The sequence below is a fragment of the Pseudomonas sp. HN8-3 genome (assembly GCF_020790195.1).
GTDB lineage: Bacteria > Pseudomonadota > Gammaproteobacteria > Pseudomonadales > Pseudomonadaceae > Aquipseudomonas > Aquipseudomonas synxantha_A.
Window position 1 is genome coordinate 394,735 of the sequence record NZ_CP086206.1, and the last position, 26,038, is coordinate 420,772.

Sequence of the window (26,038 nt, forward strand, 5' to 3'; positions counted from 1 at the left end):
CCATTCTCCGGAGCCTTCCATGTCCCGCGTTACCCTGAGTCGCTATTTGATCGAGCAGACCCGCAGCAACAACACGCCTGCCGATCTGCGCTTCCTTATCGAAGTGGTGGCGCGTGCTTGCAAGGAAATCAGCCACGCCGTTTCCAAAGGCGCACTGGGCGGCGTCCTGGGCAGCATGGGCACTGAAAACGTCCAAGGTGAAGTGCAGAAGAAGCTCGACGTACTCTCCAACGAAATCCTGCTCGAAGCCAACGAATGGGGCGGTCACCTGGCCGGCATGGCGTCCGAAGAAATGGACAATGCCTACCAGATCCCTGGCAAGTACCCGAAAGGCGCTTACCTGCTGGTATTCGACCCACTGGACGGTTCTTCCAACATCGACATCAATGCACCGGTCGGCACCATCTTCTCGGTACTGCGTTGCCCGAATGAATACCTGAGCCAGAACGAAGCCCTGAACGAAAAGGCCTTCCTGCAGCCGGGCACTGAGCAGGTCGCTGCCGGTTATGCCATCTACGGCCCGCAGACAATGCTGGTGCTGACCCTGGGTGATGGCGTCAAAGGCTTCACGCTGGACCGCGAAATGGGCAGCTTCGTGCTGACCCACGAAGACATTTCGATTCCTGCTTCTACCCAGGAATTCGCCATCAACATGTCTAACCAGCGTCACTGGGAGGAACCGGTGAAACGCTACGTCAACGAGTTGATGGAAGGCGAAGAAGGCCCGTTGAAGAAGAACTTCAATATGCGCTGGGTCGCTGCGATGGTTGCCGATGTGCACCGCATCCTGACCCGTGGTGGCCTGTTCATGTACCCACGAGACAGCCGCGAGCCGTCCAAGCCGGGCAAACTGCGCCTGATGTACGAAGCCAACCCGATGTCGTTCCTGGTTGAGCAGGCAGGCGGTGCGTCCACCGATGGCCACCAGCGCATCCTCGACATCCAGCCTGAAGGTTTGCACCAGCGTGTGGCGGTGTTCCTGGGTTCCAAGGAAGAAGTTGAGCGTGTGACCAGCTACCACAAGAAGTAATACACGGCGATAAGTTATCCACTGTGTTGTGAGGCCGTTCACCCTTGAAGAAGCCCCGAAACGTTTCAGCGTTTTCGGGGCTTTTTTGTTTTCGCTCGTCGGGAACCAGACACCCCTTTTCCCTTCTAAGCTTCTGGCAGATACCCCAGCTGCTTTGTCTCTCCAGGAGCTTTTCCATGTCTTTACGCCGTCTCGCCCTGCTGACTTTTTGCGTGCTGTTAGCCGCTTGCAGCAAGGTCACTCAAGAAAACTACCAGAAACTGTCGGCTGGCATGGCCAAGGCCGAGGTGGAGTCGTTGCTGGGTAAGCCGACCGATTGTTCCGGTGCGCTGGGCATGTCCAGCTGCACCTGGGGCGATAAAAACAGCTTTATCAGCGTGCAGTACGCCGGTGACAAAGTTCTGATGTTTTCCGGGCAAGGCCTGAAGTAAACCGGGGCGCGAGCCTGCGGGAGAAGAAGAATGATGCGTTTTGTTTTGTTCCTTTGCGCCAGCCTGTTTTTGGCGGGCTGCGCCAGCCATTCTGGCGATGATCTGCAACCCAAGACGGCAACCAACGTCAACCTCAAGCGTTATCAGGGCACCTGGTATGAGTTGGCCCGATTGCCGATGTACTTCCAGCGCAACTGCGCGCAGTCCGAGGCGCGTTACACCTTGCTGCCGGATGGCGACATGTCGGTGTTCAACCGCTGCCTGACGCCTGAATGGAAGTGGCAAGAAGCCAAAGGCACGGCCACGCCGCAGGTGCCTGGCAAAACCGACAAGCTCTGGGTGGAATTCAATAACTGGTTTACGTCACTGTTGCCGGGCGTTGCCAAGGGCGATTACTGGGTGCTGTATGTCAGCGATGACTACAAGACCGCCATCGTCGGCAGCCCGAGCCGGCGCTATATGTGGATCCTGTCGCGCACGCCGACGGTGAGTGCCGAGACGCGTGAAGACCTGTTGAGCAGGGCGCGACAGCAGGGGTATGACACTACGCGGTTGATCTGGCGTACTTCAGATAAACAAATGGCCAAGAGTTCGCAGTAATCAAATGTGGGAGGGGGCTTGCTCCCGATGCAGTGTGTCAGCCAGTACATCTGATACTGACACACCGCTATCGGGAGCAAGCCCCCTCCCACATTTGTTAGGTGTTGGCCGTTAGCCCAACAAAGCCTTCAAGACCTGGGTGAATGCCAGGCTGCTGTCTTCTTCGCCGGCATGATGCCCATCCCGCACCACCCATTTGCCATTGACCAGCACGTCGCGCACTTGGCGATCGCCACCTGCAAACAGCCAGCGATTGAGAATCCCATCCTCACTGGCGGTCGCCAGGTACGGGTCGCTACCGTCCAGCACAATCCAATCCGCCCGCTTGCCGACTTCCAGCCGCCCGATCGGCTGGCCAAGCGCCTGTGCGCCACCATCCAGCGCAGCATCGAACAGCGTGCGGCCAACCATTGGCTGATCACTGCGATACAGGCGATTACGCCGTTGATCGCGAAGACGCTGGCCGTATTCCAGCCAACGTAATTCCTCCACCACGCTCAGTGAAACATGGCTGTCGGAGCCGATACCCATGCGTCCGCCCTGGGCAAGGAAATCCACCGCCGGGAAAATCCCATCGCCCAGGTTGGCTTCGGTGGTCAGGCACAAACCGGCAATCGCTCGGCTGTTGGCCATGCGCGTCACTTCGTCAGCATCGGCATGAGTGGCGTGCACCAGGCACCAGCGCTCGTCCACTTCAACGTTGTCATACAGCCATTGCAGCGGGCGCTTGCCGCTCCAGGCCAGGCAATCGTCGACTTCTTTTTGCTGCTCGGCGATATGGATATGCACCGGGCAGGTCTTGTCACTGGCCGCCAGCACTTGCTGGATCTGTTCGGGGGTGACCGCACGCAGGGAGTGGAAACACAGGCCCAGTTGCTGCGCAGGTTGTGCCGCCAGGATCGGCTGCAAACGCGCTTGCAGGTCCAGGTAGTGCTCGGTGCTATTGATAAACCGGCGCTGCCCCTCATTCGGCGCCTGGCCACCGAAACCTGCGTGGGTATAGAGCACCGGCAGCAAGGTCAGGCCGATCCCGCTGCTGGCGGCTGCCAGGCTGATCTGGCGTGACAGTTCCGTACGGTCGGCATATGGCTGGCCGTTGGTATCGTGATGCACATAATGAAACTCGGCCACCGAGGTGTACCCAGCCTTGAGCATTTCGATATACAGCTGGCGGGCGATGACCTGTAACTGCTCGGGGTTGATCTTGCCGACCATGCGGTACATCAGGTCGCGCCAAGTCCAGAAACTGTCATTGGGGTTGCCGGCCACTTCGGCCAGACCTGCCATTGCGCGCTGGAAGGCATGGGAATGCAGGTTTGGCATGCCCGCCAATACTGGGCCTCTGAGCCGTTCGGCAGCGTCTGCACTGGCATTGGGCTCAACATGGGTCAGCAGGCCATCGGCGCTGACTTCAAGACGTACATCGTTGGCCCATCCATTAGGCAGCAGCGCGCGTTCGGCAAAGAAAGCGGACATGATCAAGGCACCCCGGTCGTGTGTTTATTTGTATATACATATACAGACGTTTGCCTGCTCGGTAAACTCCGGCAATCTATGCATCTTTTTCCCCTGCAAGGATTCCTCGTGCCGACTCCGCCTGCCAAGTCTTCGCTGGCTGCCCACATGGACGAAAGTCCGGCGCCCTTGTATGCCCGCGTCAAACAGATGATCAGCCAGCAGATCCTCAACGGCAACTGGCCGCCCCATTACCGCGTGCCGTCGGAAAGCGAACTGGTCAGCCAGCTGGGTTTCAGCCGCATGACCATTAACCGCGCCCTGCGTGAGCTCACCGCCGAAGGGCTGCTGGTGCGCATGCAAGGCGTGGGTACGTTCGTGGCCGAGCCGAAGAGCCAGTCGGCGCTGTTTGAAGTGCACAACATTGCCGATGAAATCGCTTCCCGCGGGCATCGGCACACGTGCCAGGTCATCACCCTGGGCGAAGAGGCCGCGGGTTCCGAACGCGCCGTCGCCCTGGAAATGCGTGAAGGTGGGCGAGTGTTCCACTCGTTGATCGTGCATTACGAGAACGATATTCCCGTGCAAATCGAAGATCGTTTCGTCAACGCCCTGGTTGCGCCGCAATATTTGCAGCAGGACTTCACCCAGCAAACCCCCTATGCCTATCTGAACCAGGTCGCGCCGTTGACCGAGGGTGAGCATGTGGTCGAAGCGATCCTTGCCGACGCAGCCGAGTGCAAGCTGTTGCAGATCGAGCCGAGCGAGCCGTGCCTGTTGATTCGCCGTCGCACCTGGTCGGGTCGCCAGCCGGTAACCGCTGCGCGATTGATCCACCCCGGTTCCCGTCACAGCCTGGAAGGACGTTTCAGCAAATGAGTACAGTGAAGGTCTGGCGCGCCGCCGACTACGTGCGCATGCCGTGGAAAAACGGTGGCGGCAGCACCGAAGAAATCAGCCGCGACGCCGGCACCGGCCTGGATGGATTTGGCTGGCGTGTGTCGATTGCCGATATCGCTGACTCGGGTGGTTTTTCCACCTTCGCCGGTTACCAGCGCGTGATCACGGTGATCAAGGGCGCGGGCATGGTGTTGACCGTGGACGGCGAGGAGCAGCGCGGCTTGTTACCGTTGCAGCCGTTCGCGTTCCAGGGTGAAAGCCAGGTTTCCTGCCGCTTGATCACTGGGCCGATCCGCGACTTCAACCTGATCTACTCGCCCGAGCGTTACCATGCACGCTTGCAGTGGGTGGATGGCGTGCAGCAGTTTTTCACCACGGCGCAGACGGTGTTGGTGTTCAGCGTGGCGGATGAGGTGAAGGTGTTGGGCGAGAAGCTCGGCCATCACGATTGCCTGCAAGTGGACGGTAACACTGGCTTGCTGGATATCTCGGTCAGCGGCCGCAGCTGCGTAATCGAATTGACCGCACTCGGTTAAAAACTGTGGGAGCTGGCTTGCCTGCGATAGCGGTGTATCAGCCTAGGATGTGCTGACTGACACACTGTTATCGCAGGCAAGCCAGCTCCCACATTTGTTTTTGCATTGTTCACAAAATCTGTTTCCAGCCCGCGCACCAATTTGTTACCGAATGCCCCAGCGTGATGCAAAGCTTCGCTGCCGTGACAAATTTCCCTTGCTGCAAAAAACCTCCGTAAGAAATTTCATCAAGCGTTGAAGCCTTGATTTACAAGGCTCGCACGCCCCGTGCAAAAAAATCCCAACCACTCCCGGCTAAAGTTGGCCGCTCGATTGCATATGCTTGTACATACAAGTAAAGATGTGTGCGTAAGAGCTTCCTTCGCACCATCCATGTTCGCGCATCGATCGCCGAGGAGTCCTAGCAGTGACCAAGTCTACAAAATACCGTGACGTCGAAATCCGCGCCGCCCGCGGTAACAAGCTCACCGCCAAAAGCTGGCTGACCGAAGCGCCGCTGCGCATGTTGATGAACAACCTCGACCCACAAGTGGCCGAGAACCCCAAGGAACTCGTGGTTTACGGCGGTATTGGCCGTGCGGCGCGCAACTGGGAATGTTACGACCAGATTGTCGAGAGCCTCACCCATTTGAACGATGACGAAACCCTGCTGGTGCAGTCCGGCAAGCCGGTCGGCGTGTTCAAGACCCACAGTAACGCCCCGCGCGTACTGATCGCCAACTCCAACCTGGTACCACACTGGGCCAGTTGGGAGCACTTCAACGAACTGGATGCCAAGGGCCTGGCCATGTACGGCCAGATGACCGCCGGCAGCTGGATCTACATCGGTAGCCAAGGCATCGTCCAGGGCACCTATGAAACCTTCGTCGAAGCTGGCCGTCAGCACTACGATTCAAACCTTCAGGGCCGTTGGGTCCTCACCGCTGGCCTCGGCGGCATGGGCGGCGCGCAACCGTTGGCCGCGACCCTGGCCGGCGCCTGCTCGCTGAATATCGAGTGCCAACAGGTCAGCATCGACTTCCGTCTGGCCAGCCGCTATGTCGACGAACAAGCCACCGACCTCGATGACGCCCTGGCGCGCATCGCCAAGTACACCAAGGAAGGCAAGGCCATTTCCATCGCCCTGCTGGGCAACGCTGCCGAAATTCTGCCAGAGCTGGTCAAGCGTGGCGTGCGCCCGGACATGGTCACCGACCAGACCAGCGCCCACGACCCGCTCAACGGCTACCTGCCGGCCGGCTGGACCTGGGACGAATACCGCGCCCGCGCCAAAACCGAGCCGGCTGCCGTGATCAAGGCCGCCAAGCAGTCCATGGCCGTGCACGTCAAGGCCATGCTGGAATTCCAGAAGCAAGGCATCCCAACCTTCGACTACGGCAATAACATCCGCCAGATGGCCCAGGAAGAGGGCGTGGAAAATGCCTTCGACTTCCCGGGTTTCGTACCGGCTTACATCCGCCCGCTGTTCTGCCGTGGCATTGGCCCGTTCCGCTGGGCGGCGCTGTCTGGCGACCCGCAAGACATCTACAAGACCGACGCCAAAGTCAAAGAGTTGATCCCGGACGACGCCCACCTGCACAACTGGCTGGACATGGCCCGCGAGCGCATCAGCTTCCAGGGCCTGCCGGCACGTATCTGCTGGGTCGGCCTGGGCCAGCGCGCCAAGCTCGGCCTGGCCTTCAACGAAATGGTACGCAGCGGTGAGCTGTCCGCCCCTGTGGTGATCGGTCGTGACCACCTGGACTCCGGTTCCGTATCCAGCCCGAACCGCGAAACCGAGGCCATGCAGGACGGTTCCGATGCCGTGTCCGACTGGCCACTGCTCAACGCCTTGCTCAACACCGCCAGCGGCGCGACCTGGGTCTCGCTGCACCACGGTGGTGGCGTGGGCATGGGCTTCTCTCAGCACTCAGGCATGGTGATCGTCTGCGACGGTACCGATGAAGCGGCCGAGCGGATTGCGCGGGTGCTGCATAACGACCCGGCGACCGGGGTGATGCGTCATGCCGATGCCGGTTATCAGATTGCTATCGATTGCGCCAAAGAGCAGGGCCTCAACCTGCCGATGATCAAGTGACCCATGTGGGAGGGGGCAAGCCCCCTCCCACATTGGATCGGCGGCAACCCCAAGACAATCCATCAGAGGTTGAACAACATGGCTGCAAACGACACCACCCCGTTGATCGAAAGGCGTTCGATCGACTACATCCCGGAAGCGGAAAGACACGGTCGTCTATTGAGCCAGTTCACCCTATGGATGGGTGCCAACCTGCAGATCACCGCGATTGTCACCGGGGCCCTGGCCGTGGTGCTGGGTGGTGATGTGTTCTGGTCGTTGATCGGCCTGCTGGTCGGTCAACTGATCGGTGGCGGGGTCATGGCGCTGCATGCGGCGCAAGGCCCCAAGCTTGGTTTGCCGCAGATGATCTCCAGCCGGGTGCAGTTCGGTGTGTATGGTGCGGCTATCCCGATCGTACTGGTGTGCTTGATGTACCTGGGTTTTACCGCCACCGGCACCGTGTTGTCGGGGCAGGCGCTGGGCCAGTTGTTCGGGGTCAGCGACAGCGTCGGTATCCTGATTTTCGCCAGTGTCATTGTGCTGGTCACCGTGCTGGGTTATCGGGTGATCCATTTCATTGGCCGTGTCGCCAGCGTCATTGGCGTGATTGCCTTTGTGTATCTGTTCAGCCGCCTGATGAGCCAGACCGACGTGGGCGCGCTCCTGCAAATCCGACATTTCAGCTGGAGCAGTTTTCTTTTGGCCGTGTCGCTTGCGGCCTCCTGGCAGATCGCTTTCGGCCCCTATGTGGCGGACTATTCTCGTTACCTGCCGAGCAACACGTCGTCGGTGAAAACCTTTCTCGCCGCTGGCGCGGGTTCGGTCATCGGCGCGCAGGTGGCAATGGTACTCGGCGTGTTCGCTGCGGCCATGTCCAATGGCCAATTTGCCGGGCATGAAGTGGCCTACATCGTTGGCTTGAGCGGCACGGGGGCCACCGCTGCATTGCTGTACTTCAGCATCGCGTTCGGCAAGGTCACCATCTCCACGCTCAACTCCTACGGCAGCTTCATGTGCATTGCGACCATCATCAGCGGCTTTCGTGGTCGCCTGGAGGTCACGCGTGTGCAACGCCTGGTGTTCGTGCTCGCCATCGTCGGTACGGCAACCCTGATCGCCTTGCTTGGCCAGCACTCGTTCCTCGGTGCGTTCAAGTCGTTCATCCTGTTCCTGCTGGCGTTTTTCACGCCCTGGAGCGCGATCAACCTGGTGGATTACTACTGCATCACCCGCGAGCGCTATGACGTGCCGGCACTGGCCGACCCGAACGGTCGCTATGGCCGCTGGAACCTCTTGGGTATCAGTGTCTATGTCTTCGGCGTGCTGGTGCAGTTGCCGTTCATCTCGACCAAGTTCTACACCGGCCCTTTGGTGGCCGCGCTGGGTAACGTGGACATCTCCTGGATCATCGGCCTGGTACTGCCGGCGGCCCTGTATTACGTGTGTGCGAAAAAATGGCACGGCACGGTACCCGATCACCTGATCCTGCCGACAGAGCAGGGCGCTTTACCCACAACAAACGGGCTGGCTGCACAAGCCTGATGGGACGTGGACAGGGCAGGACGCCTACTGACTGCCGTAATCCATTTCATGATTGGGAGCGTCACAACAATGACTATGAATAAGACCTTGCTGGCTACCTTGTTCTCAGCGGGCTTGCTGGCAAGCGCCGGCGCCCAGGCGGCCGGCTGGTGCGAATCCGGCAAGCCGGTGAAATTCGCCGGCCTGAATTGGGAAAGTGGCATGTTGCTCACCGACATCCTGCAAACCGTGCTGGAAAAAGGCTACGACTGCAAAACCGACAGCCTGCCAGGCAACTCCATCACCATGGAAAACGCCTTGGGTAGCAACGACATCCAGGTCTTCGCCGAAGAGTGGGTAGGCCGCAGCGAAGTCTGGAACAAGGCCGAGAAGGCCGGCAAAGTCGTCGGTGTAGGTGCCCCGGTGGTCGGCGCGGTGGAAGGCTGGTACGTGCCGCGTTATGTGATCGAGGGCGACGCCAAGCGCAAGCTGGAAGCCAAGGCCCCGGACCTGAAAAACATCGCCGACCTGGCCAAATACGCCTCGGTGTTCAAGGACCAGGAAGAGCCCTCCAAGGGCCGTTTCTACAACTGCCCGGCCGGCTGGACCTGTGAGCTGGACAACAGCGAAATGCTCAAGAGCTACGGCCTGGAAAGCACCTACACCAACTTCCGCCCAGGCACCGGCCCGGCGCTGGATGCGGCGGTGCTGTCGAGCTACAAGCGCGGCGAGCCGATCCTGTTCTACTACTGGTCGCCGACACCGCTGATGGGCCAGGTCGACCTGGTCAAACTGGAAGAAAAGCCCGGTGTGGATAAAAGCGTAAGCATCAAGGTCGGTCTGTCCAAGACCTTCCACGAACAAGCGCCAGAACTGGTGGCCGTGCTGGAAAAGGTCAACCTGCCCATCGACCTGCTCAACCAGAACCTCGGCCGCATGGCCAAGGAGCGAATCGAGTCGCCGAAACTGGCGAAAATTTTCCTCAAGGAACATCCTGAAGTCTGGCACGCCTGGGTGAGCGACGACGCAGCCAAGAAAATCGAAGCGGCCTTGTAGGTCAAGTGTGCACGGCTACCCTCAGGGGTGGCCGAGCGGCTGGCCACAACCCACTGGATCGAGAGCACGATATGTTTCCTGAGAGTTTTACGTTTTCCATCGCCGACTGGGTCAACGGTTGGGTGGACTCGCTGGTCACCAACTACGGCGATGTGTTCCGGCACATCTCCGACACCCTGCTATGGGCCATCGTCAACCTGGAAGGCCTGCTCCGCATGGCGCCCTGGTGGCTGATGCTGGCCATTGTCGGGGGCATCGCCTGGCACGCCACGCGCAAGCTGGTGACCACAGCGGTGATCGTCGGTTTGCTGTTCCTGGTGGGCGCGGTTGGCCTGTGGGACAAGCTGATGCAAACCCTGGCACTGATGATGGTCGCCACGGTGATCTCGGTGCTGATCGGCATTCCCCTGGGCATCCTGTCGGCGCGCAGCAATCGCCTGCGTTCGGTGCTGATGCCGCTGCTGGACATCATGCAGACCATGCCCAGCTTCGTGTACCTGATCCCGGTGCTGATGTTGTTCGGCCTGGGCAAGGTGCCGGCGATTTTCGCCACGGTGATCTACGCCGCGCCGCCGCTGATTCGCCTGACGGACCTGGGCATTCGCCAGGTCGATGGCGAGGTCATGGAAGCCATCAACGCCTTTGGCGCCAACCGCTGGCAGCAACTGTTCGGCGTGCAACTGCCGCTGGCGCTGCCGAGCATCATGGCCGGGATCAACCAGACCACCATGATGGCGCTGTCGATGGTGGTAATCGCCTCGATGATCGGCGCCCGCGGCTTGGGTGAAGACGTGCTCGTCGGCATCCAGACCCTCAACGTCGGCCGTGGCCTGGAAGCCGGGCTGGCGATCGTGATTCTCGCAGTGGTCATCGACCGCATTACCCAGGCTTATGGCCGCCCACGGCATGAGGCGAGCAAATGACGACTGTCAGCAAAATCGAAGTAAAGAACGTCTTCAAGATCTTCGGCGCCCGTTCCAAGGACGCCCTGGCGATGGTCGGCCAGGGCAAGACCAAGGACCAGGTACTGGCCGAGACCGGTTGCGTGGTCGGCGTGAACGATCTGTCCCTGAGCATCGGCACGGGTGAGATCTTCGTGATCATGGGCCTGTCAGGTTCCGGCAAGTCCACCCTGGTGCGCCACTTCAACCGCCTGATCGATCCCACCAGCGGCGCGATCCTGGTGGACGGCGAAGACATTCTGCAACTGGACATGGAAGCCCTGCGCCAATTCCGTCGCCACAAGATCAGCATGGTGTTCCAGAGCTTCGGCCTGTTGCCCCACAAGAGCGTGCTCGACAACGTCGCCTACGGCCTCAAAGTGCGCGGTGAAACCAAGCAGGTATGCGCTGAGCGCGCCCTGCACTGGATTGAAACCGTGGGGCTCAAGGGCTACGAAAGCAAATACCCACACCAGCTTTCCGGCGGTATGCGCCAGCGTGTGGGCCTGGCCCGCGCCTTGGCCGCAGACACCGACATCATCCTGATGGACGAGGCCTTCAGCGCCCTCGACCCGCTGATCCGCGCCGAAATGCAGGACCAGTTGCTCGAGCTGCAAAAGACCCTGCACAAGACCATCGTGTTTATCACCCATGACCTCGACGAAGCCGTGCGCATTGGTAATCGCATTGCGATCCTCAAGGACGGCAAGTTGATCCAGGTCGGCACGCCGCGGGAGATTTTGCATTCGCCGGCGGACGAGTATGTGGACCGGTTTGTTCAGCGGCGGGCGGCGGTGGTCTGACGGACGCCATCGCAGGCAAGCCAGCTCCCACATTTGATTGGGTTCACACAGTTCAAATGTGGGAGCCGGGCTTGCCCGCGATGAGGCCGCCAAAGGTTTAGAGAATATGAAGAGGTCAACGATGTCCCAGGCAACCAAAATCATCATCGCCGACGCCCCGATGCGCTGGCAGGACGTCGCCGCCGTTGCTCGCCACGGCGCAGTGCTCGAACTCTCGGGCCACGCCTGGGCGCGCATCGACAATGCCCAGGCCATCGTGCAGCGCATCGTCGCCAGCGGCGAGCGCGCCTATGGCGTGAACACCGGCCTGGGCGCGTTGTGCAATGTGTCGCTTGAGGGCGGGCAACTGAGCCAACTGTCGCGCAATACGCTGCTCAGCCATGCCTGCGGCGTCGGCCCGGTGCTCAGCGACGAGCAGACCCGCGCGATCATGTGCGCGGCAATCATCAACTACAGCCACGGTAAATCCGGCCTGCACCCGCAGGTGGTGCACGCGTTGCTGGCGCTGCTCAATCACGGCATCACGCCGCAAGTGCCATCCCAGGGTTCGGTGGGGTATTTGACCCACATGGCCCATGTCGGTGTGGCCTTGCTCGGCATCGGCAATGTGAGTTACCGCGGCCGGATCGTCACGGCGCAATACGCGTTGCAGGCTGAAGGCTTGCAGCCCGTGGTACTCGGTGCCAAGGATGGCCTGTGCCTGGTCAACGGCACGCCGTGCATGACCGGCCTGAGTTGCCTGGCCCTGGCCGACGCGCACCACCTGTTGCAATGGGCCGACGTGATCGGCGCCATGAGTTTCGAAGCCCAGCGCGGCCAGATCGATGCCTTCGACGAAGAAATCATCGCCCTCAAGCCGCACCCGGGTATGCAGCAAGTGGGCAGCAACCTGCGTGCGTTGCTCGACGGCAGTGAGGTGATCGCCAGCAGCAAAGGTATCCGCACCCAGGACGCCTTGAGCATTCGCTCGATCCCGCAGATCCACGGCGCGGCCCGCGATCAGGTGGAGCACGCCACGCGCCAGATCGAGACCGAACTCAACAGCGCCACCGACAACCCTTTGGTGCTCGGCACGCCGGTCAGCTACCGCGTGGTGTCCCAGGCCAACCCCCACGGCCAGTCCGTGGCGCTGGCGGCCGACATGCTCGCCATCGCCATGGCCGAAATCGGCTCGGTGGCCGAGCGCCGCCTGGATCGCCTGATCAATCCGCACGTCAGCGGCTTGCCGGCCTTTCTGGTCAGCAACCCCGGGGTCAACTCCGGGATGATGATCGTGCAGTACGTCGCCGCGTCCTTGTGCGGGCAAAACCGCCAGTTGGCGCAACCGGCGGTGCTCGACAACTTCGTCACCTCGGGCCTGCAGGAAGACCACCTGAGCATGGGCACCAACGCCGCGCTCAAGCTGCACCAGGTATTGGCCAACGTCACCCAGATTCTTGCCATCGAATACTTGCTGGCGGCCCAGGCGTTCGAGTTCCTCAAGGACCAGCGCTTGGGCGCCGGTACCGACCACGCCTGGCGCTTGCTGCGCGAAGTGGTCCCCGCTTACGAGCAGGACCGCTGGCTGGCGCCGGATATTGCCGCCGCTGCCCAGTTGCTTAAAGACACTGCGTTACCGAATTTGCACTGAACACTTAAGAATAATTCACAAGGAGAACGAATGTGACTGCGCTAAACCTGATTCCAGGCCAACTGAGCCTCGCCCAACTGCGTGCCATCTACCAGCAGCCGGTAACCCTCAGCCTGGATGACAGCGCCTCGGCCCAGATCGAAGCCAGCGTTGCCTGCGTGGAGCAGATCCTCGCCGAGAACCGCACCGCCTATGGCATCAACACCGGTTTTGGCCTGCTGGCCTCGACCCGTATCGCCAGCGAAGACCTGGAAAACCTCCAGCGTTCACTGGTGCTGTCCCATGCTGCCGGCGTCGGTGAGCCGATCAGCGATGCGCTGGTGCGGCTGGTCATGGTGCTCAAGGTCAACAGCCTGAGCCGTGGTTTCTCCGGGATCCGTCGCCAGGTGATCGACGCGCTGATTGCGCTGATCAACGCCCAGGTGTACCCGCACATTCCGCTCAAGGGTTCGGTCGGTGCATCCGGTGACCTGGCGCCATTGGCGCATATGTCCCTGGTGCTGCTCGGCGAAGGCAAGGCGCGCTACAAAGGCGAATGGCTGGACGCGACCGCAGCGCTGAAAGTGGCTGGCCTCACACCGCTGACCCTGGCCGCCAAAGAGGGCCTGGCCCTGCTCAACGGTACCCAGGTGTCCACCGCTTATGCATTGCGCGGCCTGTTCGAAGGTGAAGACCTGTTCGCCGGCGCCCTTGCCTGCGGCGGCCTCACCGTAGAAGCCGTACTGGGTTCGCGCTCGCCGTTCGATGCGCGTATTCATGCGGCGCGTGGCCAGCGTGGGCAGGTCGATGCGGCTGCGGCCTATCGTGACCTGCTGGGCGAAAGCAGCCAGGTCTCGCAGTCGCACCAGAACTGCGACAAAGTGCAAGACCCTTACTCCCTGCGTTGCCAGCCACAGGTCATGGGCGCCTGCCTGACCCAGTTCCGCCAGGCTGCCGAAGTGCTGGTGGTGGAAGCCAACGCGGTGTCGGATAACCCACTGGTATTTGCCGCCGAAGGCGATGTGATTTCCGGTGGCAACTTCCACGCCGAACCGGTGGCCATGGCCGCCGATAACATGGCCCTGGCGATTGCCGAAATCGGCTCCCTGAGCGAGCGACGCATCTCGTTGATGATGGACAAGCACATGTCGCAACTGCCACCGTTTTTGGTGGGCAATGGCGGGGTGAACTCCGGTTTCATGATCGCCCAGGTCACTGCCGCTGCGCTTGCCAGCGAGAACAAGGCACTGGCCCATCCCCATAGCGTCGACAGCCTGCCGACCTCGGCGAACCAGGAAGACCACGTGTCCATGGCCCCGGCTGCGGGCAAGCGCCTGTGGGAAATGGCCGAGAACACCCGTGGCATCCTCGCGGTGGAATGGCTGGCAGCGTGCCAGGGCCTGGATTTGCGCGACGGCCTGAAGACCTCGCCGAAACTTGAAAAAGCCCGCGGCATCCTGCGCGATAAGGTGGCGTTCTATGACAAGGATCGCTTCTTCGCCCCAGACATCAACGCCGCCAGCGAACTGCTCGCCACCCGCTGCCTGAATGAGCTGGTACCGGCCAAGTTGCTGCCGAGCCTTTAAGCACCCCGGTACCCAATGTGGGAGCTGGCTTGCCTGCGATAGCGGTGTGTCTGCGCCAGATGGGCTGTCTGGAAGTCCGCCATCGCAGGCAAGCCAGCTCCCACATTGATTTTCGCCAGATTCAGATTTTCTCGGGATAAGAATAATAGGGAAGAGAAATGCACCAGCCAGAAAAAGGTTTGAAACGCGGGCTCAACGCCCGACATATTCGCTTCATGGCACTCGGTTCCGCGATCGGCACCGGGCTGTTCTATGGTTCTGCCTCCGCTATCCAGATGGCCGGCCCCGCCGTACTGCTGGCTTACCTCATCGGCGGCGCCGCCGTGTTCATGGTGATGCGCGCCCTCGGTGAAATGGCCGTGCACAACCCGGTGTCCGGCTCGTTCGGCCACTACGCCAGCACTTACCTGGGGCCCATGGCGGGGTTTATCCTCGGCTGGACCTACGCCTTTGAAATGATCATCGTCTGCCTGGCCGACGTCACCGCGTTCGGTATCTACATGGGCTTCTGGTTTCCCGAGGTGGCCCGTTGGGTCTGGGTGCTGGGCATCGTGTTTTTGATCGGCGGCCTGAACCTGTGCAACGTCAAGGTCTTTGGCGAAATGGAGTTCTGGCTGTCGTTGCTCAAGGTCGGTGCCATCGTGGCGATGATCCTCGGCGGTTTCGGCATCATGCTGTTCGGCATTCACTCGGCGGGTGAAACGCAGGCTAGCGGCCTGAGCAACCTGTGGGCGCACGGCGGCTTCATGCCCAACGGCATTGGTGGCTTGATCGCCTCGTTTGCGGTGGTGATGTTTGCGTTCGGCGGTATCGAAATCATCGGCATCACTGCCGGTGAAGCCAAGGACCCGCAGCGAGTGATCCCCAAGGCGATCAACGCGGTACCGCTGCGTATCCTGTTGTTCTACGTGCTGACCCTGTTCGTGCTGATGGCGATCTACCCGTGGCCGCAAATTGGCAGCCAGGGCAGCCCGTTCGTGCAGATCTTCAGTAACCTGGGGATAGGCTCGGCGGCGACCATTCTCAATATCGTGGTGATCTCGGCGGCGGTCTCGGCCATCAACAGCGACATCTTCGGCGCCGGTCGCATGATGTACGGCCTGGCCCAGCAAGGTCAGGCGCCCAAGGGCTTTGCGCAGTTGTCCAAACAAGGCGTGCCGTGGATGACCGTGGTGGTGATGGGCGCCGCGTTGCTCGGCGGCGTGGTGCTCAACTACCTGATCCCGGAAAACGTCTTCCTGCTGATCGCTTCGATCGCCACCTTTGCCACCGTGTGGGTCTGGCTGATGATCCTGTTTACCCAGGTCGCCATGCGTCGCTCGATGACCAGGGAGCAGGTCGCCGAACTGAAATTCCCGGTGCCGTTCTGGCCCTATGCGCCGGCAGCGGCCATTGTGTTCATGCTGTTTGTGTTTGGTGTGCTCGGTTACTTCCCGGACACCCAGGCGGCCTTGATGGTCGGCGCTGTGTGGATCGTGCTGCTGATCGTCGCGTACCTGCTGTGGGTCAAGCCCGCTGCCGGGCAAGCGGCCAAGGTCCATTACGAACAGGCTTTGTCTCATCGATAACTTAGGGAGGCGTTGATGAAAACCCTTTGGCAACACTGCCACGTCGCAACCATGGCCCAAGGCAAATACTCGATTATCGAGGATGCCGCCATGGTGACAGCGGGCTCGCTGATCGAGTGGATCGGCCCGCGCAGCCAGGCACCTACGGCCGATTACGCCCAGGTGCATGACCTGCAAGGCGCGTGGGTCACCCCCGGGCTGATCGACTGCCACACCCATACCGTGTTTGGTGGCAATCGCAGCGGCGAATTCGAGCAGCGCCTCGAAGGCGTCAGCTACGCCGAGATCGCGGCCAAGGGCGGCGGGATTGCCAGTACCGTGCGTGCCACGCGTGCAGCCACGGAAGATCAATTGTTCCTGAGCGCTGAAAAACGTCTGCGCAGCCTTTTGCGTGACGGCGTGACTACCGTGGAGATCAAGTCCGGCTACGGCCTGGATCTGCCCAACGAGCGCAAGATGCTGCGCGTGGCCCGGCGCCTGGGTGAAGCGCTGCCGGTCAGCGTGCGCGCCACGTGCCTGGCCGCTCACGCGCTGCCGCCGGAGTACAAGGACCGCGCCGATGACTACATTGAGCACATCTGCAATGAGATGCTGCCGGCGCTGGCCGCAGAGGGCCTGGTGGATGCGGTGGATGCCTTCTGTGAATACCTGGCGTTTTCCCCCGAACAGGTCGAGCGCGTGTTCAAGGTTGCCCACCAGCTTGGCTTGCCGGTAAAGCTGCACGCCGAGCAACTCTCATCGCTGCACGGTTCCAGCCTGGCGGCGCGCTATCACGCGTTGTCGGCCGACCATCTTGAGTTCATGACTGAAGAAGATGCCATCGCCATGGCCGCTGCCGGCACGGTCGCCGTGTTGCTGCCGGGCGCTTTTTACTTCCTGCGCGAAACCCAGTTGCCGCCCATGGAGGCCCTGCGCAAGCACGGCGTGAAGATCGCCATCGCCAGCGACCTCAACCCCGGCACTTCCCCGGCGTTGTCGGTGCGCCTGATGCTGAACATGGCCTGCACCCTGTTCCGCATGACTCCCGAAGAAGCCTTGGCCGGTGCCACGCAACACGCCGCCACCGCGTTGGGCATGGGCGACACCCATGGCTCCCTGGAAGCGGGCAAGGTCGCTGACTTTGTCGCCTGGCAGATTGATCGCCCCGCTGACCTGGCCTACTGGCTGGGCGGCGAGCTGGATAAACGCGTTGTGCGCCACGGCGCCGACGTCACTGTGTAAGGAGTGGTGTTGTGGATAAGGTTCTGACATTCAAACAAGGCCGCGTACCGCTGCTGATCAGCATGCCCCACGCCGGCGTGCGCCTGACGCCTGCGGTCGAGGCCGGGTTGATTCCCCAAGCGCAAAGCCTGCCGGACACCGACTGGCATATTCCGCTGCTGTATGACTTTGCCGCAGAACTGGGCGCCAGCACCCTGGCGGCGGAGTACTCGCGGTTTGTCATCGACTTGAACCGGCCTTCCGACAACAAGCCGCTCTATGCCGGCGCTACCACTGGCCTGTACCCGGAGACGCTGTTCGATGGTGTGCCCTTGTTCCGCGAGGGGCTGGAGCCGAACGAGACCGAGCGCGCCAGTTACTTGCAGAAGATTTGGGGCCCGTATCACCGCACGCTGCAGGAGGAACTGGCACGGCTCAAGGCCGAATTCGGCTACGCGTTGCTGTTCGATGCGCACTCGATCCGCTCGGTGATCCCGCACCTGTTCGACGGCAAGCTGCCGGACTTCAACCTCGGCACCTTCAACGGCGCTGCCTGTGATCCCGAGTTGGCCAGCCAACTGGAAGCCATCTGCGCCGGGCATCCGCAGTACAGCCATGTGTTGAACGGGCGCTTCAAGGGCGGGCATATCACCCGTCACTACGGCAACCCCGCGCAGGATATTCATGCGGTGCAGTTGGAGTTGGGGCAATGCACGTATATGGAAGAGGTTGAGCCGTTTCAGTATCGGGCGGATTTGGCTGAGCCGACGCGGGAGGTATTGAAGCAGTTGTTGCAAGGTTGTTTGGCCTGGGGGAAAAAGCAGTACGGCTGAAATCGCCACCGCAAGCCAGTCGCGCCTGCTGATCGTTGCCGGCCTGTGGATGACCGCTGTGATCGGTGGCTCGGCCAGGAATCGACAGCAGCGCTGAGGAGGCGGGCGGTGTTGCTAAGAGTTGCACGCGCGTTTGACCGTCACTGGACAATATCGCTTTGTTTCAGGTCGCCGTGCACCTTCACCTCCAGTGGCTGACCTTGGCCATCGAAGACCCGCAGTGTGCTGATGTTCTTGTGTGGGTCGTAGGATATGGAGGCGTCGCCTTTTTGCATCTGCGCCGATTTGCCATCGACAAATCGCAATGGGGCGTCTCCGATTTTACTGCGTATGCCCGACACATCGACCTTGTCCTTGCTGCTTTCAAAATCCATGATTTCGTCGGTTCCATCCACGCTGTTCGATTCAGTCCAACTACCATAAACATAGGTGTCGGCACCTTTTCCGCCCCACAGCTTATCCGCGCCTCTGCCACCATCAATAATGTCGTCGCCATCACCACCCTTGAGTATGTTGTCGGCGTCGTTACCGATTATCAGGTCATTGCCTTTGCCACCAATCGCGTTTTCGATGATGACGCCCCGGGCAATAGAGAGGTTTCGATCGCGGCCATTGGCATTGGTGAAGGTGCCAGGCGTCAGGTTGATCTTTTGGTTTTTCTGATAGCCGGATAAATCCAGTGTGTCGTTGCCGCCGCTATCCCAAAGGGTACCTCTGAGCTCATCCTTGTCGGACTTGAGCTTGAGGAAGTTTCGGTTGGCGTTGGAGTTGAAGCCGTAGACGGTGTCCTCTTTGCGAGTATTGTGGTTCACACCGTACCGGGTCTGTATGGCGGTGATGTCATCCTGTAGGGGGGACTTCGCAACCGAGCCATGCTGGTATTTGCTCATAATGGTGTGGGAACGGGAATCTTCCACATAACCGAGTTTTTGCTGTTCATATTTTGTTCCGTAGTTGCCTCCTGGATGCTTCAAGCCAAGCGTGTGGCCGACTTCATGGATCAGAGTCGTCATGCCGCTCGGGCCTGCACTTTCTTTTTCTGTGGTCCAGACATGCGCCGTTAGCCTGTCTTTCGTCGGCGGCAAGGCGTGGGGGTTGAAAGGGGTGTACTGACCTTTGTCATTCAGTCTGGTTTTGAAGTTGCCGAAGTTGATATGACCTTCGCTTTGTTCATTTCTCGGCCCTTCTACAAATTTCACGTTTGTCACATCTTCCCAGAGCTTGAGTGCCTCGCGGGTTTTGGCTTTGTTTGCTTCGGACACATCAGTCACGCCTTGGTAACTGTCATGTTGCCCTTCAGGTTTATCGGAGCCGGGGGTAAATGAATAGGTGATGGTGATGACGCCATCGCCGTTCTTATCCTTCCAGATCGGATTCGGGCTTATCAGTCGCGCAGTGGCTTCCTCTGCGGTCTTGGACTTCAGGCCGTTGATTTCGATGTGCCCGCCACGATCATCACGACGCCTGAACTGTTCAACTTGTTGATATGTGGCACTTCCTTGCGGGGGAAGTCTGCTGATCGACATGGGATTCTCTATTCAAAGTTGGCGAGCTCTGAGCTTGGCGATGTCGAATCCAGTCGCAATTAAGAGTTTTCCGCAGTAGTGAGATGTCTTGCTCGCTGATTTGTAGGAAAGGGCAGTGACGCAATTGCAGCAACTCGACGATAACGTGCTGCATTACCTGAGCAGCGAAGGGCTGACACAGGTCTAAGCGCTCAATGACATGCTCATTGCACAATTCGGGTTTATGATGCGAGACGGCAAAATAATAGACGTCCCCCCAGGGATGAACCCGACACCCTACGGAGCGCGCAATGCAGACTTGGTACCCGCAGATCAAACCCTACGCCCGGCATGATCTGGCAGTCGATGACACCCACACGCTGTATGTCGATGAAAGTGGCTCTCCCGAGGGCTTGCCCGTCGTGTTCATCCACGGGGGGCCAGGTGCCGGTTGCGACGCCCAGAGCCGCTGCTATTTCGATCCGAACCTCTACCACATCGTCACCTTCGACCAGCGTGGCTGCGGGCGCTCCACCCCCCGCGCCAACCTTGAGAACAACACCACCTGGGATCTGGTCGCCGACCTTGAGCGCATCCGCGAGCACCTGGGCATCGACAAATGGGTGCTGTTCGGCGGCTCCTGGGGTTCAACCCTGGCCCTGGCCTACGCACAAACCCATCCAGAGCGTGTGCTTGGCCTGATTGTGCGCGGCATCTTCCTGGCCCGCCCGCAGGATATTCACTGGTTCTACCAAGAGGGCGCGAGCCGTCTTTTCCCGGACTACTGGCAGGACTACCTGGCGCCAATCCCGGTGGAAGAACGCCACGACATGATTGCCGCCTACCACAAGCGCCTCACCGGCAACGACCAGATCGCCCAGATGCATGCGGCCAAAGCCTGGTCGGGTTGGGAAGGGCGCATGCTCGGCCTGTGCCCGAGCCCGCAGCATGTGGAGCGTTTTTCCGAACCGCAACGCGCGCTATCCATTGCGCGTATCGAGTGCCATTACTTCACCAACAACTCCTTCCTGGAGCCCAACCAGCTGATTCGCGATATGCACAAGATCGCCCATCTGCCGGGCATCATCATCCATGGTCGCTACGACATGATCTGCCCGCTGGATAACGCCTGGGAGCTGCATCAGGCCTGGCCCAACAGTGAATTGCAGGTGATTCGCGAGGCTGGCCATGCCGCGTCTGAGCCGGGCATCACCGACGCGCTGGTGCGCGCCACCGGCGAGATGGCACGGCGCCTGCTTGATCTGCCGCCTGAAGAAGCATGAAGGGCCTGTTGCAGCGGGTGCGTGGCGCCCGCGTCGAAGTAGCCGGTGAGGTCGTGGGGGCGATTGACCAAGGTTTGCTGGTGCTGGTCGCCGTCGAACCTACAGATACGCCCGAGAGCGCCGACAAACTGCTGCACAAGCTGCTTAACTACCGGGTGTTCAGTGACGCCGAGGGCAAGATGAACCTCTCGCTCAAGGATATCGGCGGCGGGTTGCTGCTGGTGTCGCAGTTCACCCTGGCGGCGGACACGAAGAGCGGGCTGCGGCCAAGCTTCTCCACCGCTGCCCCTCCGGCCTTGGGAGCGGCGCTTTTTGAGCACTTGTTGTTACAAGCGCAACAATTGCATGGCAAGGTGGCGTCAGGGCGTTTTGGCGCTGATATGCAGGTGCATTTGGTCAATGATGGCCCTGTGACCTTTCTCTTACAGACATGAATGTATGAAAAACGACTTTAATGCCTAAAAACGCAGGTTTTCGCTACAAATACTTCGCTGTCCCTGATGCGTTGTCTCGCGGGCTACTAGATAATCGCGCGCTACGGGGATCAGCGTTGTTTGGTCCATTTTTGACTTAGGTAGAGCCTTGTCCGATAGCCTTTGGGGAATCATTTTGCCTTGGGGGAGTCGGAACATTGCTCGCCAACCTGGCATATAGATAGCTGGCCGTTGGTTTTTTGATCTGTTTTCGGCGAGGGTTGCTCGTGATTGTTAGTCCCTGTAATGCACCAAAATTGTCTGCCAAACGGTTACGAAACGCACTGGTAACGGGCTCTGCCCTGTTTTGCCTGTTCGGCGCGGGTCAACTGTGGGCATTCAGTCTGGATGATGTGTCGGCCAAGGCAAAAGAGCTGGCCGGGCAGAAATACGAAGCTCCGCGCAGCAATCTGCCGAACGAATTCCGCGAAATGAAATTCGCTGACTACCAGAAGATTCGTTTCCGCAACGAAAAAGCCGAGTGGGCCGATCAGAACACCCCGTTCAAGCTGTCCTTCTATCACCAGGGTATGCATTTCGATACGCCGGTGAAAATCAATGAAGTCACCGCCGACAGCGTGCATGAAATCAAGTACGACCCGACTCGCTTCGATTTCGGTGACGTGAAATTTGATCCCAAAGCCACCGAACAGCTGGGCTATGCCGGTTTCCGTGTGCTTTTCCCGATCAACAAGGCCGACAAGCAAGACGAAATCATGACCATGCTCGGCGCGAGCTATTTCCGCGTCGTCGGCAAGGACCAGGTGTATGGCCTGTCTGCCCGTGGCATGGCGATCGATACCGCGCTGCCGTCCGGTGAAGAGTTCCCGCGGTTTACCGAGTTCTGGATCGAGCGTCCAAAGCCGGGCGACAAGCACCTGGTGATCTTCGCCCTGCTGGACTCGCCGCGCGCTACCGGTGCCTATCGCCTGATCCTGCGCCCCGGCACTGACACCGTGGTCGATGTGAAATCCCAGATGTTCCTGCGCGACAAGGTCAGCAAGCTGGGGGTTGCCCCGTTGACCTCGATGTTCCTGTTCGGCGCCAACCAGCCTTCCAAGGTGCTTAACTACCGTCGCGAGCTCCACGATTCCAGCGGCCTGTCGATCCACGCCGGCAATGGCGAGTGGATCTGGCGCCCGTTGAACAACCCTAAACACCTGTCGGTCAGCAACTTCAGCGTCGAGAACCCGCGTGGCTTCGGCCTGCTGCAACGTGGCCGCAACTTCAGCCACTACGAAGACCTGGACGACAACTACGACAAGCGCCCAAGCGCCTGGATCGAACCTGAAGGCGATTGGGGCAAGGGCTCCGTTGACCTGGTAGAGATCCCGACAGCCGATGAAACCAACGACAACATCGTGGCGTTCTGGAGCCCGGCCGAACTGCCGGAAGTCGGCAAGCCGCTGGACATCGCCTACCGTCTGCACTGGACCCTGGACGACGCTGCATTCCATTCGCCGGACAGCGCTTGGGTCAAGCAGACCCTGCGTTCTACCGGTGACGTGAAGCAATCCAACCTGATCCGTCAGCCCGATGGCAGCGTGGCCTACCTGGTGGACTTCGAGGGCCCAGCCCTGAAGAAACTGCTGCCGGACGCCCCGGTGCGCAGCCAGGTGAGCGTGGGCGACAACGCCGAACTGGTTGAAAACAGTGTGCGCTACAACGAACACACCAAAGGCTGGCGCTTGACTCTGCGTATGAAGATCAAGGACGCAGGCAAACCAACCGAAATGCGTGCGGCACTGGTGCAGGATGTGGTTCAACCAGCGCCTGAGCCGGTTTCCAATCACGTGTTGAAGGCTGACAAAGTCCTGGCCAAGCAGCACGAGAAACAGGCCAAGAAAGACGCAAAAGACAAGCAAGACCCGCAGCCAGAAGCTGCCCCAGCCACACCGGAGCCGGCCAAGACCGAACAAGTCCTGACCGAAACCTGGAGCTATCAGTTGCCTGCCGATGAGTAATTCAAATGTCCGGCCAGAGACTCTGAGCGAGTATCTGGCGCACCTCCCGTTGACCGCTGAGCAGCGCGCCGAGCTGGCGGGCTGCAACTCGTTCAGCGAATTGCACGAACGCTTGTCGTCGTCGACTTTCGACGCACCGACTGAGGCCGCCCAGGCTTCGGTCGGCCGTCGCTTGACCCTCAACAGCGCCGAAGAGCTGCAAGACGCCGAGATGCTGGCGCTCGACGCCAGCGGTCGCGTGTGTCTTAAAGCCACGCCGCCGATCCGCCGGACCAAAGTGGTGCCCGAGCCCTGGCGCACCAACATCCTGGTGCGCGGCTGGCGCCGGATGACGGGTCGCACCAATCCGCCCAAGCCACCCAAGGATGAGCGCGTACTGCCCGCTGCCCGCTGGCGTACCGTGGGCTCGATCCGTCGCTATATCCTGCTGGTGTTGATGCTGGGCCAGACCATTGTCGCCGGCTGGTACATGAAAGGCATCATGCCGTACCAGGGCTGGTCGCTGGTCGACTTCGATGAAATCCGCAACCAGACCCTGCTGCAAACCGCCACTCAGGTAATGCCTTACGCGCTGCAAACCAGCATCCTGATCATGTTCGGGATTCTGTTCTGCTGGGTCTCGGCCGGTTTCTGGACCGCACTCATGGGCTTCCTGGAGCTGCTGACCGGTCACGATAAATACCGCATCTCCGGTAAAAGTGCCGGTAACGAGCCAATTCCGAAGGATGCGCGCACCGCACTGGTAATGCCGATCTGCAACGAAGACGTGCCGCGGGTATTCGCAGGTTTGCGTGCCACGTTCGAATCGGTAGCCGCCACCGGTGACCTGGATCGCTTCGATTTCTTTGTGCTCAGCGACAGTAACGACGCCGACATCTGCATCGCCGAACAGCAAGCCTGGCTCGACGTGTGCCGCGAAGCTGGCGGCTTTGGCAAGATCTTCTATCGCCGCCGCCGCCGTCGTGTAAAGCGCAAGAGCGGCAACCTCGACGACTTCTGCCGTCGCTGGGGTGGCGACTACAAATACATGGTCGTTCTCGACGCTGACTCCGTGATGAGCGGCGAATGCCTGACCAGCCTGGTACGCCTGATGGAAGCCACGCCGGATGCGGGGATTATCCAGACCGCGCCGCGGGCGTCGGGCATGGACACCCTGTATGCGCGTATGCAGCAGTTCGCTACCCGCGTATACGGCCCATTGTTTACCGCCGGCCTGCACTTCTGGCAGTTGGGTGAATCCCACTACTGGGGTCACAACGCCATTATCCGCATGAAGCCGTTTATCGAGCACTGCGCCCTGGCGCCGTTGCCAGGTAAGGGCGCATTCGCCGGTGCAATCCTTTCCCACGACTTCGTTGAAGCCGCGCTGATGCGCCGTGCCGGCTGGGGCGTGTGGATTGCCTACGACTTGCCGGGCAGTTACGAAGAACTGCCGCCGAACCTGCTGGACGAACTCAAGCGTGACCGTCGCTGGTGCCACGGTAACCTGATGAACTTCCGCCTGTTCCTGGTTAAAGGCATGCACCCGGTGCACCGTGCGGTGTTCCTGACCGGCGTGATGTCCTACCTGTCGGCGCCGTTGTGGTTCTTCTTCCTGGTGTTGTCCACGGCGTTGCTGGCGGTGAACACCCTGATGGAGCCGCAGTACTTCATGGCGCCGCGCCAGTTGTACCCACTATGGCCACAATGGCACCCGGACAAGGCGGTGGCGCTGTTCTCCACCACCATCGTGCTGTTGTTCCTGCCCAAGCTGCTCAGCATCATCCTGATCTGGGCCAAGGGTGCCAAGGAGTTCGGCGGCAAGTTCAAGGTGACCTTGTCGATGCTGCTGGAGATGCTGTTCTCCATGCTGCTGGCGCCGGTGCGGATGATTTTCCACACCCGTTTCGTCCTCGCCGCTTTCCTCGGTTGGGCTGCCACCTGGAACTCGCCGCAGCGTGACGACGACTCCACGCCTTGGAGTGAAGCGGTCAAGCGTCACGGCCCGCAAACTATCCTCGGCTTCCTGTGGGCACTGTTGGTGGTGTGGTTGAACCCAAGTTTCCTGTGGTGGCTGGTGCCGATTGTCGGCTCGCTGATGCTGTCGATTCCGGTGTCGGTGATTTCCAGCCGGGTCAAGCTGGGCCTCAAGTCCCGTGACGAGAGCCTGTTCCTGATCCCCGAGGAGTACAATCCGCCGCAAGCGCTGCTGTCGACCGAGAAGTACACCCACGAAAACCGTTGGCACGCCCTCAATGACGGTTTCGTGCGTTCGGTGGTCGACCCGCAGCAGAACGCCCTGGCCTGTGCCTTGGCGACCTCGCGTCACCGTGAGGCCGAGCCGATCGAGTACCTGCGCATGGAGCGCGTTCGCCATGCGTTGAAAGTCGGGCCTGCCGGCCTCAACAACAGCGAACGCCTGGCCCTGCTCAGCGACCCGGTAGCCCTGGCTCGCCTGCATGAGCAGGTCTGGAACGAAGGTCATGCCGAGTGGCTCGGTGCCTGGCGTGCTTCGATCAAGGCAGATCCGCACGCGCCATTGCTGCCTCTGCAACCGCAGTCGCCGCAGGCCCAACCGGCCTGATTCAGACGCCCCCGAGGGCTCGCCTCGGGGGCGCTGTAGACGCTGGTCCTACAGCGTTTACAGTCGCTTCCTTTTATCCCTAACTCCTTGTTATTTCGAAACAAAAGACCTTTGATCGAGGC

At 60.4% G+C, this 26,038-nt stretch carries 21 protein-coding genes; 19 read left to right on the forward strand and 2 right to left on the reverse strand.

Annotation, left to right across the window (positions count from 1 at the left end; translation table 11 throughout):
- The first annotated feature begins 19 nt into the window (after positions 1 to 19).
- The 3 genes from LJX92_RS01745 to LJX92_RS01755 all read left to right on the forward strand — a co-directional run bounded on the left by LJX92_RS01745 (position 20) and on the right by LJX92_RS01755 (position 2,061).
- A complete protein-coding gene (locus tag LJX92_RS01745) occupies positions 20 to 1,030 on the forward strand; it encodes a class 1 fructose-bisphosphatase (RefSeq protein ID WP_032878350.1) in 1,011 nt (336 codons plus the stop codon).
- A gap of 176 nt (positions 1,031 to 1,206) precedes the next feature.
- Complete coding sequence (locus LJX92_RS01750) at positions 1,207 to 1,461, forward strand: hypothetical protein (RefSeq protein ID WP_005783949.1); 255 nt, start codon at positions 1,207 to 1,209, stop codon at positions 1,459 to 1,461.
- A 30-nt stretch (positions 1,462 to 1,491) separates the two neighbouring features.
- Positions 1,492 to 2,061: a lipocalin family protein gene (locus LJX92_RS01755; RefSeq protein ID WP_032878349.1), complete on the forward strand. Its 570-nt coding sequence runs from the start codon at positions 1,492 to 1,494 to the stop codon at positions 2,059 to 2,061.
- Positions 2,062 to 2,172: 111 nt separating this feature from the next.
- Here LJX92_RS01755 and LJX92_RS01760 read toward each other — a convergent pair whose 3' ends face one another.
- Positions 2,173 to 3,537: a formimidoylglutamate deiminase gene (locus tag LJX92_RS01760; RefSeq protein WP_078820071.1), complete on the reverse strand. Its 1,365-nt coding sequence runs from the start codon at positions 3,535 to 3,537 to the stop codon at positions 2,173 to 2,175.
- 147 nt (positions 3,538 to 3,684) lie between these two features.
- Between LJX92_RS01760 and hutC the strand changes: the two genes are divergently transcribed.
- From hutC to hutG, 12 genes are all read left to right on the forward strand, one after another.
- Complete coding sequence (hutC, locus tag LJX92_RS01765; protein ID WP_171905445.1) at positions 3,685 to 4,395, forward strand: histidine utilization repressor; 711 nt, start codon at positions 3,685 to 3,687, stop codon at positions 4,393 to 4,395.
- Complete coding sequence (locus LJX92_RS01770) at positions 4,392 to 4,952, forward strand: HutD family protein (RefSeq protein WP_228309248.1); 561 nt, start codon at positions 4,392 to 4,394, stop codon at positions 4,950 to 4,952. The genes hutC and LJX92_RS01770 overlap by 4 nt, the downstream gene beginning before the upstream one ends.
- 406 nt (positions 4,953 to 5,358) lie before the next feature.
- Positions 5,359 to 7,029 carry a urocanate hydratase gene (hutU, locus tag LJX92_RS01775; RefSeq protein WP_032878345.1) on the forward strand — a complete coding sequence of 557 codons (1,671 nt, stop codon included), beginning with the start codon at positions 5,359 to 5,361 and terminating at the stop codon, positions 7,027 to 7,029.
- A 78-nt stretch (positions 7,030 to 7,107) separates the two neighbouring features.
- Complete coding sequence (locus LJX92_RS01780) at positions 7,108 to 8,553, forward strand: purine-cytosine permease family protein (protein WP_103733952.1); 1,446 nt, start codon at positions 7,108 to 7,110, stop codon at positions 8,551 to 8,553.
- A 69-nt stretch (positions 8,554 to 8,622) separates the two neighbouring features.
- A complete protein-coding gene (locus LJX92_RS01785; protein ID WP_148853046.1) occupies positions 8,623 to 9,588 on the forward strand; it encodes an ABC transporter substrate-binding protein in 966 nt (321 codons plus the stop codon).
- Between the two features lie 71 nt (positions 9,589 to 9,659).
- Complete coding sequence (locus LJX92_RS01790) at positions 9,660 to 10,511, forward strand: ABC transporter permease (protein ID WP_032878340.1); 852 nt, start codon at positions 9,660 to 9,662, stop codon at positions 10,509 to 10,511.
- Entirely contained in the window at positions 10,508 to 11,332 is an 825-nt protein-coding gene (locus LJX92_RS01795) for a quaternary amine ABC transporter ATP-binding protein (RefSeq protein ID WP_050549364.1), read from the forward strand. Before LJX92_RS01790 ends, LJX92_RS01795 begins: the two co-directional genes overlap by 4 nt.
- Positions 11,333 to 11,453: 121 nt before the next feature.
- Complete coding sequence (locus tag LJX92_RS01800; protein WP_032878339.1) at positions 11,454 to 12,962, forward strand: HAL/PAL/TAL family ammonia-lyase; 1,509 nt, start codon at positions 11,454 to 11,456, stop codon at positions 12,960 to 12,962.
- 32 nt (positions 12,963 to 12,994) lie between these two features.
- Complete coding sequence (hutH, locus tag LJX92_RS01805; protein ID WP_032878337.1) at positions 12,995 to 14,527, forward strand: histidine ammonia-lyase; 1,533 nt, start codon at positions 12,995 to 12,997, stop codon at positions 14,525 to 14,527.
- A gap of 158 nt (positions 14,528 to 14,685) precedes the next feature.
- Positions 14,686 to 16,095, forward strand: a complete 1,410-nt coding sequence (locus LJX92_RS01810; RefSeq protein WP_032878336.1) for an amino acid permease — start codon at positions 14,686 to 14,688, stop codon at positions 16,093 to 16,095.
- 15 nt (positions 16,096 to 16,110) lie between these two features.
- Positions 16,111 to 17,316, forward strand: coding sequence for an imidazolonepropionase (gene hutI, locus LJX92_RS01815; RefSeq protein ID WP_032878334.1), 1,206 nt, complete (start codon positions 16,111 to 16,113; stop codon positions 17,314 to 17,316).
- Positions 17,317 to 17,327: 11 nt separating this feature from the next.
- Positions 17,328 to 18,128, forward strand: a complete 801-nt coding sequence (gene hutG / locus LJX92_RS01820; RefSeq protein WP_228309249.1) for an N-formylglutamate deformylase — start codon at positions 17,328 to 17,330, stop codon at positions 18,126 to 18,128.
- Between the two features lie 140 nt (positions 18,129 to 18,268).
- On the opposite strand, the gene LJX92_RS01825 is transcribed toward hutG, so the two are convergent.
- Complete coding sequence (locus LJX92_RS01825; protein ID WP_050549363.1) at positions 18,269 to 19,654, reverse strand: M10 family metallopeptidase C-terminal domain-containing protein; 1,386 nt, start codon at positions 19,652 to 19,654, stop codon at positions 18,269 to 18,271.
- A gap of 290 nt (positions 19,655 to 19,944) precedes the next feature.
- Here LJX92_RS01825 and pip point away from each other — a divergent pair, with 290 nt between their 5' ends.
- From pip to mdoH, 4 genes are all read left to right on the forward strand, one after another.
- Entirely contained in the window at positions 19,945 to 20,916 is a 972-nt protein-coding gene (pip, locus tag LJX92_RS01830; protein ID WP_005783969.1) for a prolyl aminopeptidase, read from the forward strand.
- Positions 20,913 to 21,350, forward strand: coding sequence for a D-aminoacyl-tRNA deacylase (dtd, locus tag LJX92_RS01835; RefSeq protein WP_005783971.1), 438 nt, complete (start codon positions 20,913 to 20,915; stop codon positions 21,348 to 21,350). The genes pip and dtd overlap by 4 nt, the downstream gene beginning before the upstream one ends.
- 266 nt (positions 21,351 to 21,616) lie before the next feature.
- Positions 21,617 to 23,353 carry a glucan biosynthesis protein G gene (locus LJX92_RS01840; RefSeq protein WP_032881138.1) on the forward strand — a complete coding sequence of 579 codons (1,737 nt, stop codon included), beginning with the start codon at positions 21,617 to 21,619 and terminating at the stop codon, positions 23,351 to 23,353.
- Positions 23,346 to 25,916, forward strand: a complete 2,571-nt coding sequence (mdoH, locus tag LJX92_RS01845) for a glucans biosynthesis glucosyltransferase MdoH (protein WP_005783974.1) — start codon at positions 23,346 to 23,348, stop codon at positions 25,914 to 25,916. The genes LJX92_RS01840 and mdoH overlap by 8 nt, the downstream gene beginning before the upstream one ends.
- Positions 25,917 to 26,038: the final 122 nt, after the last annotated feature.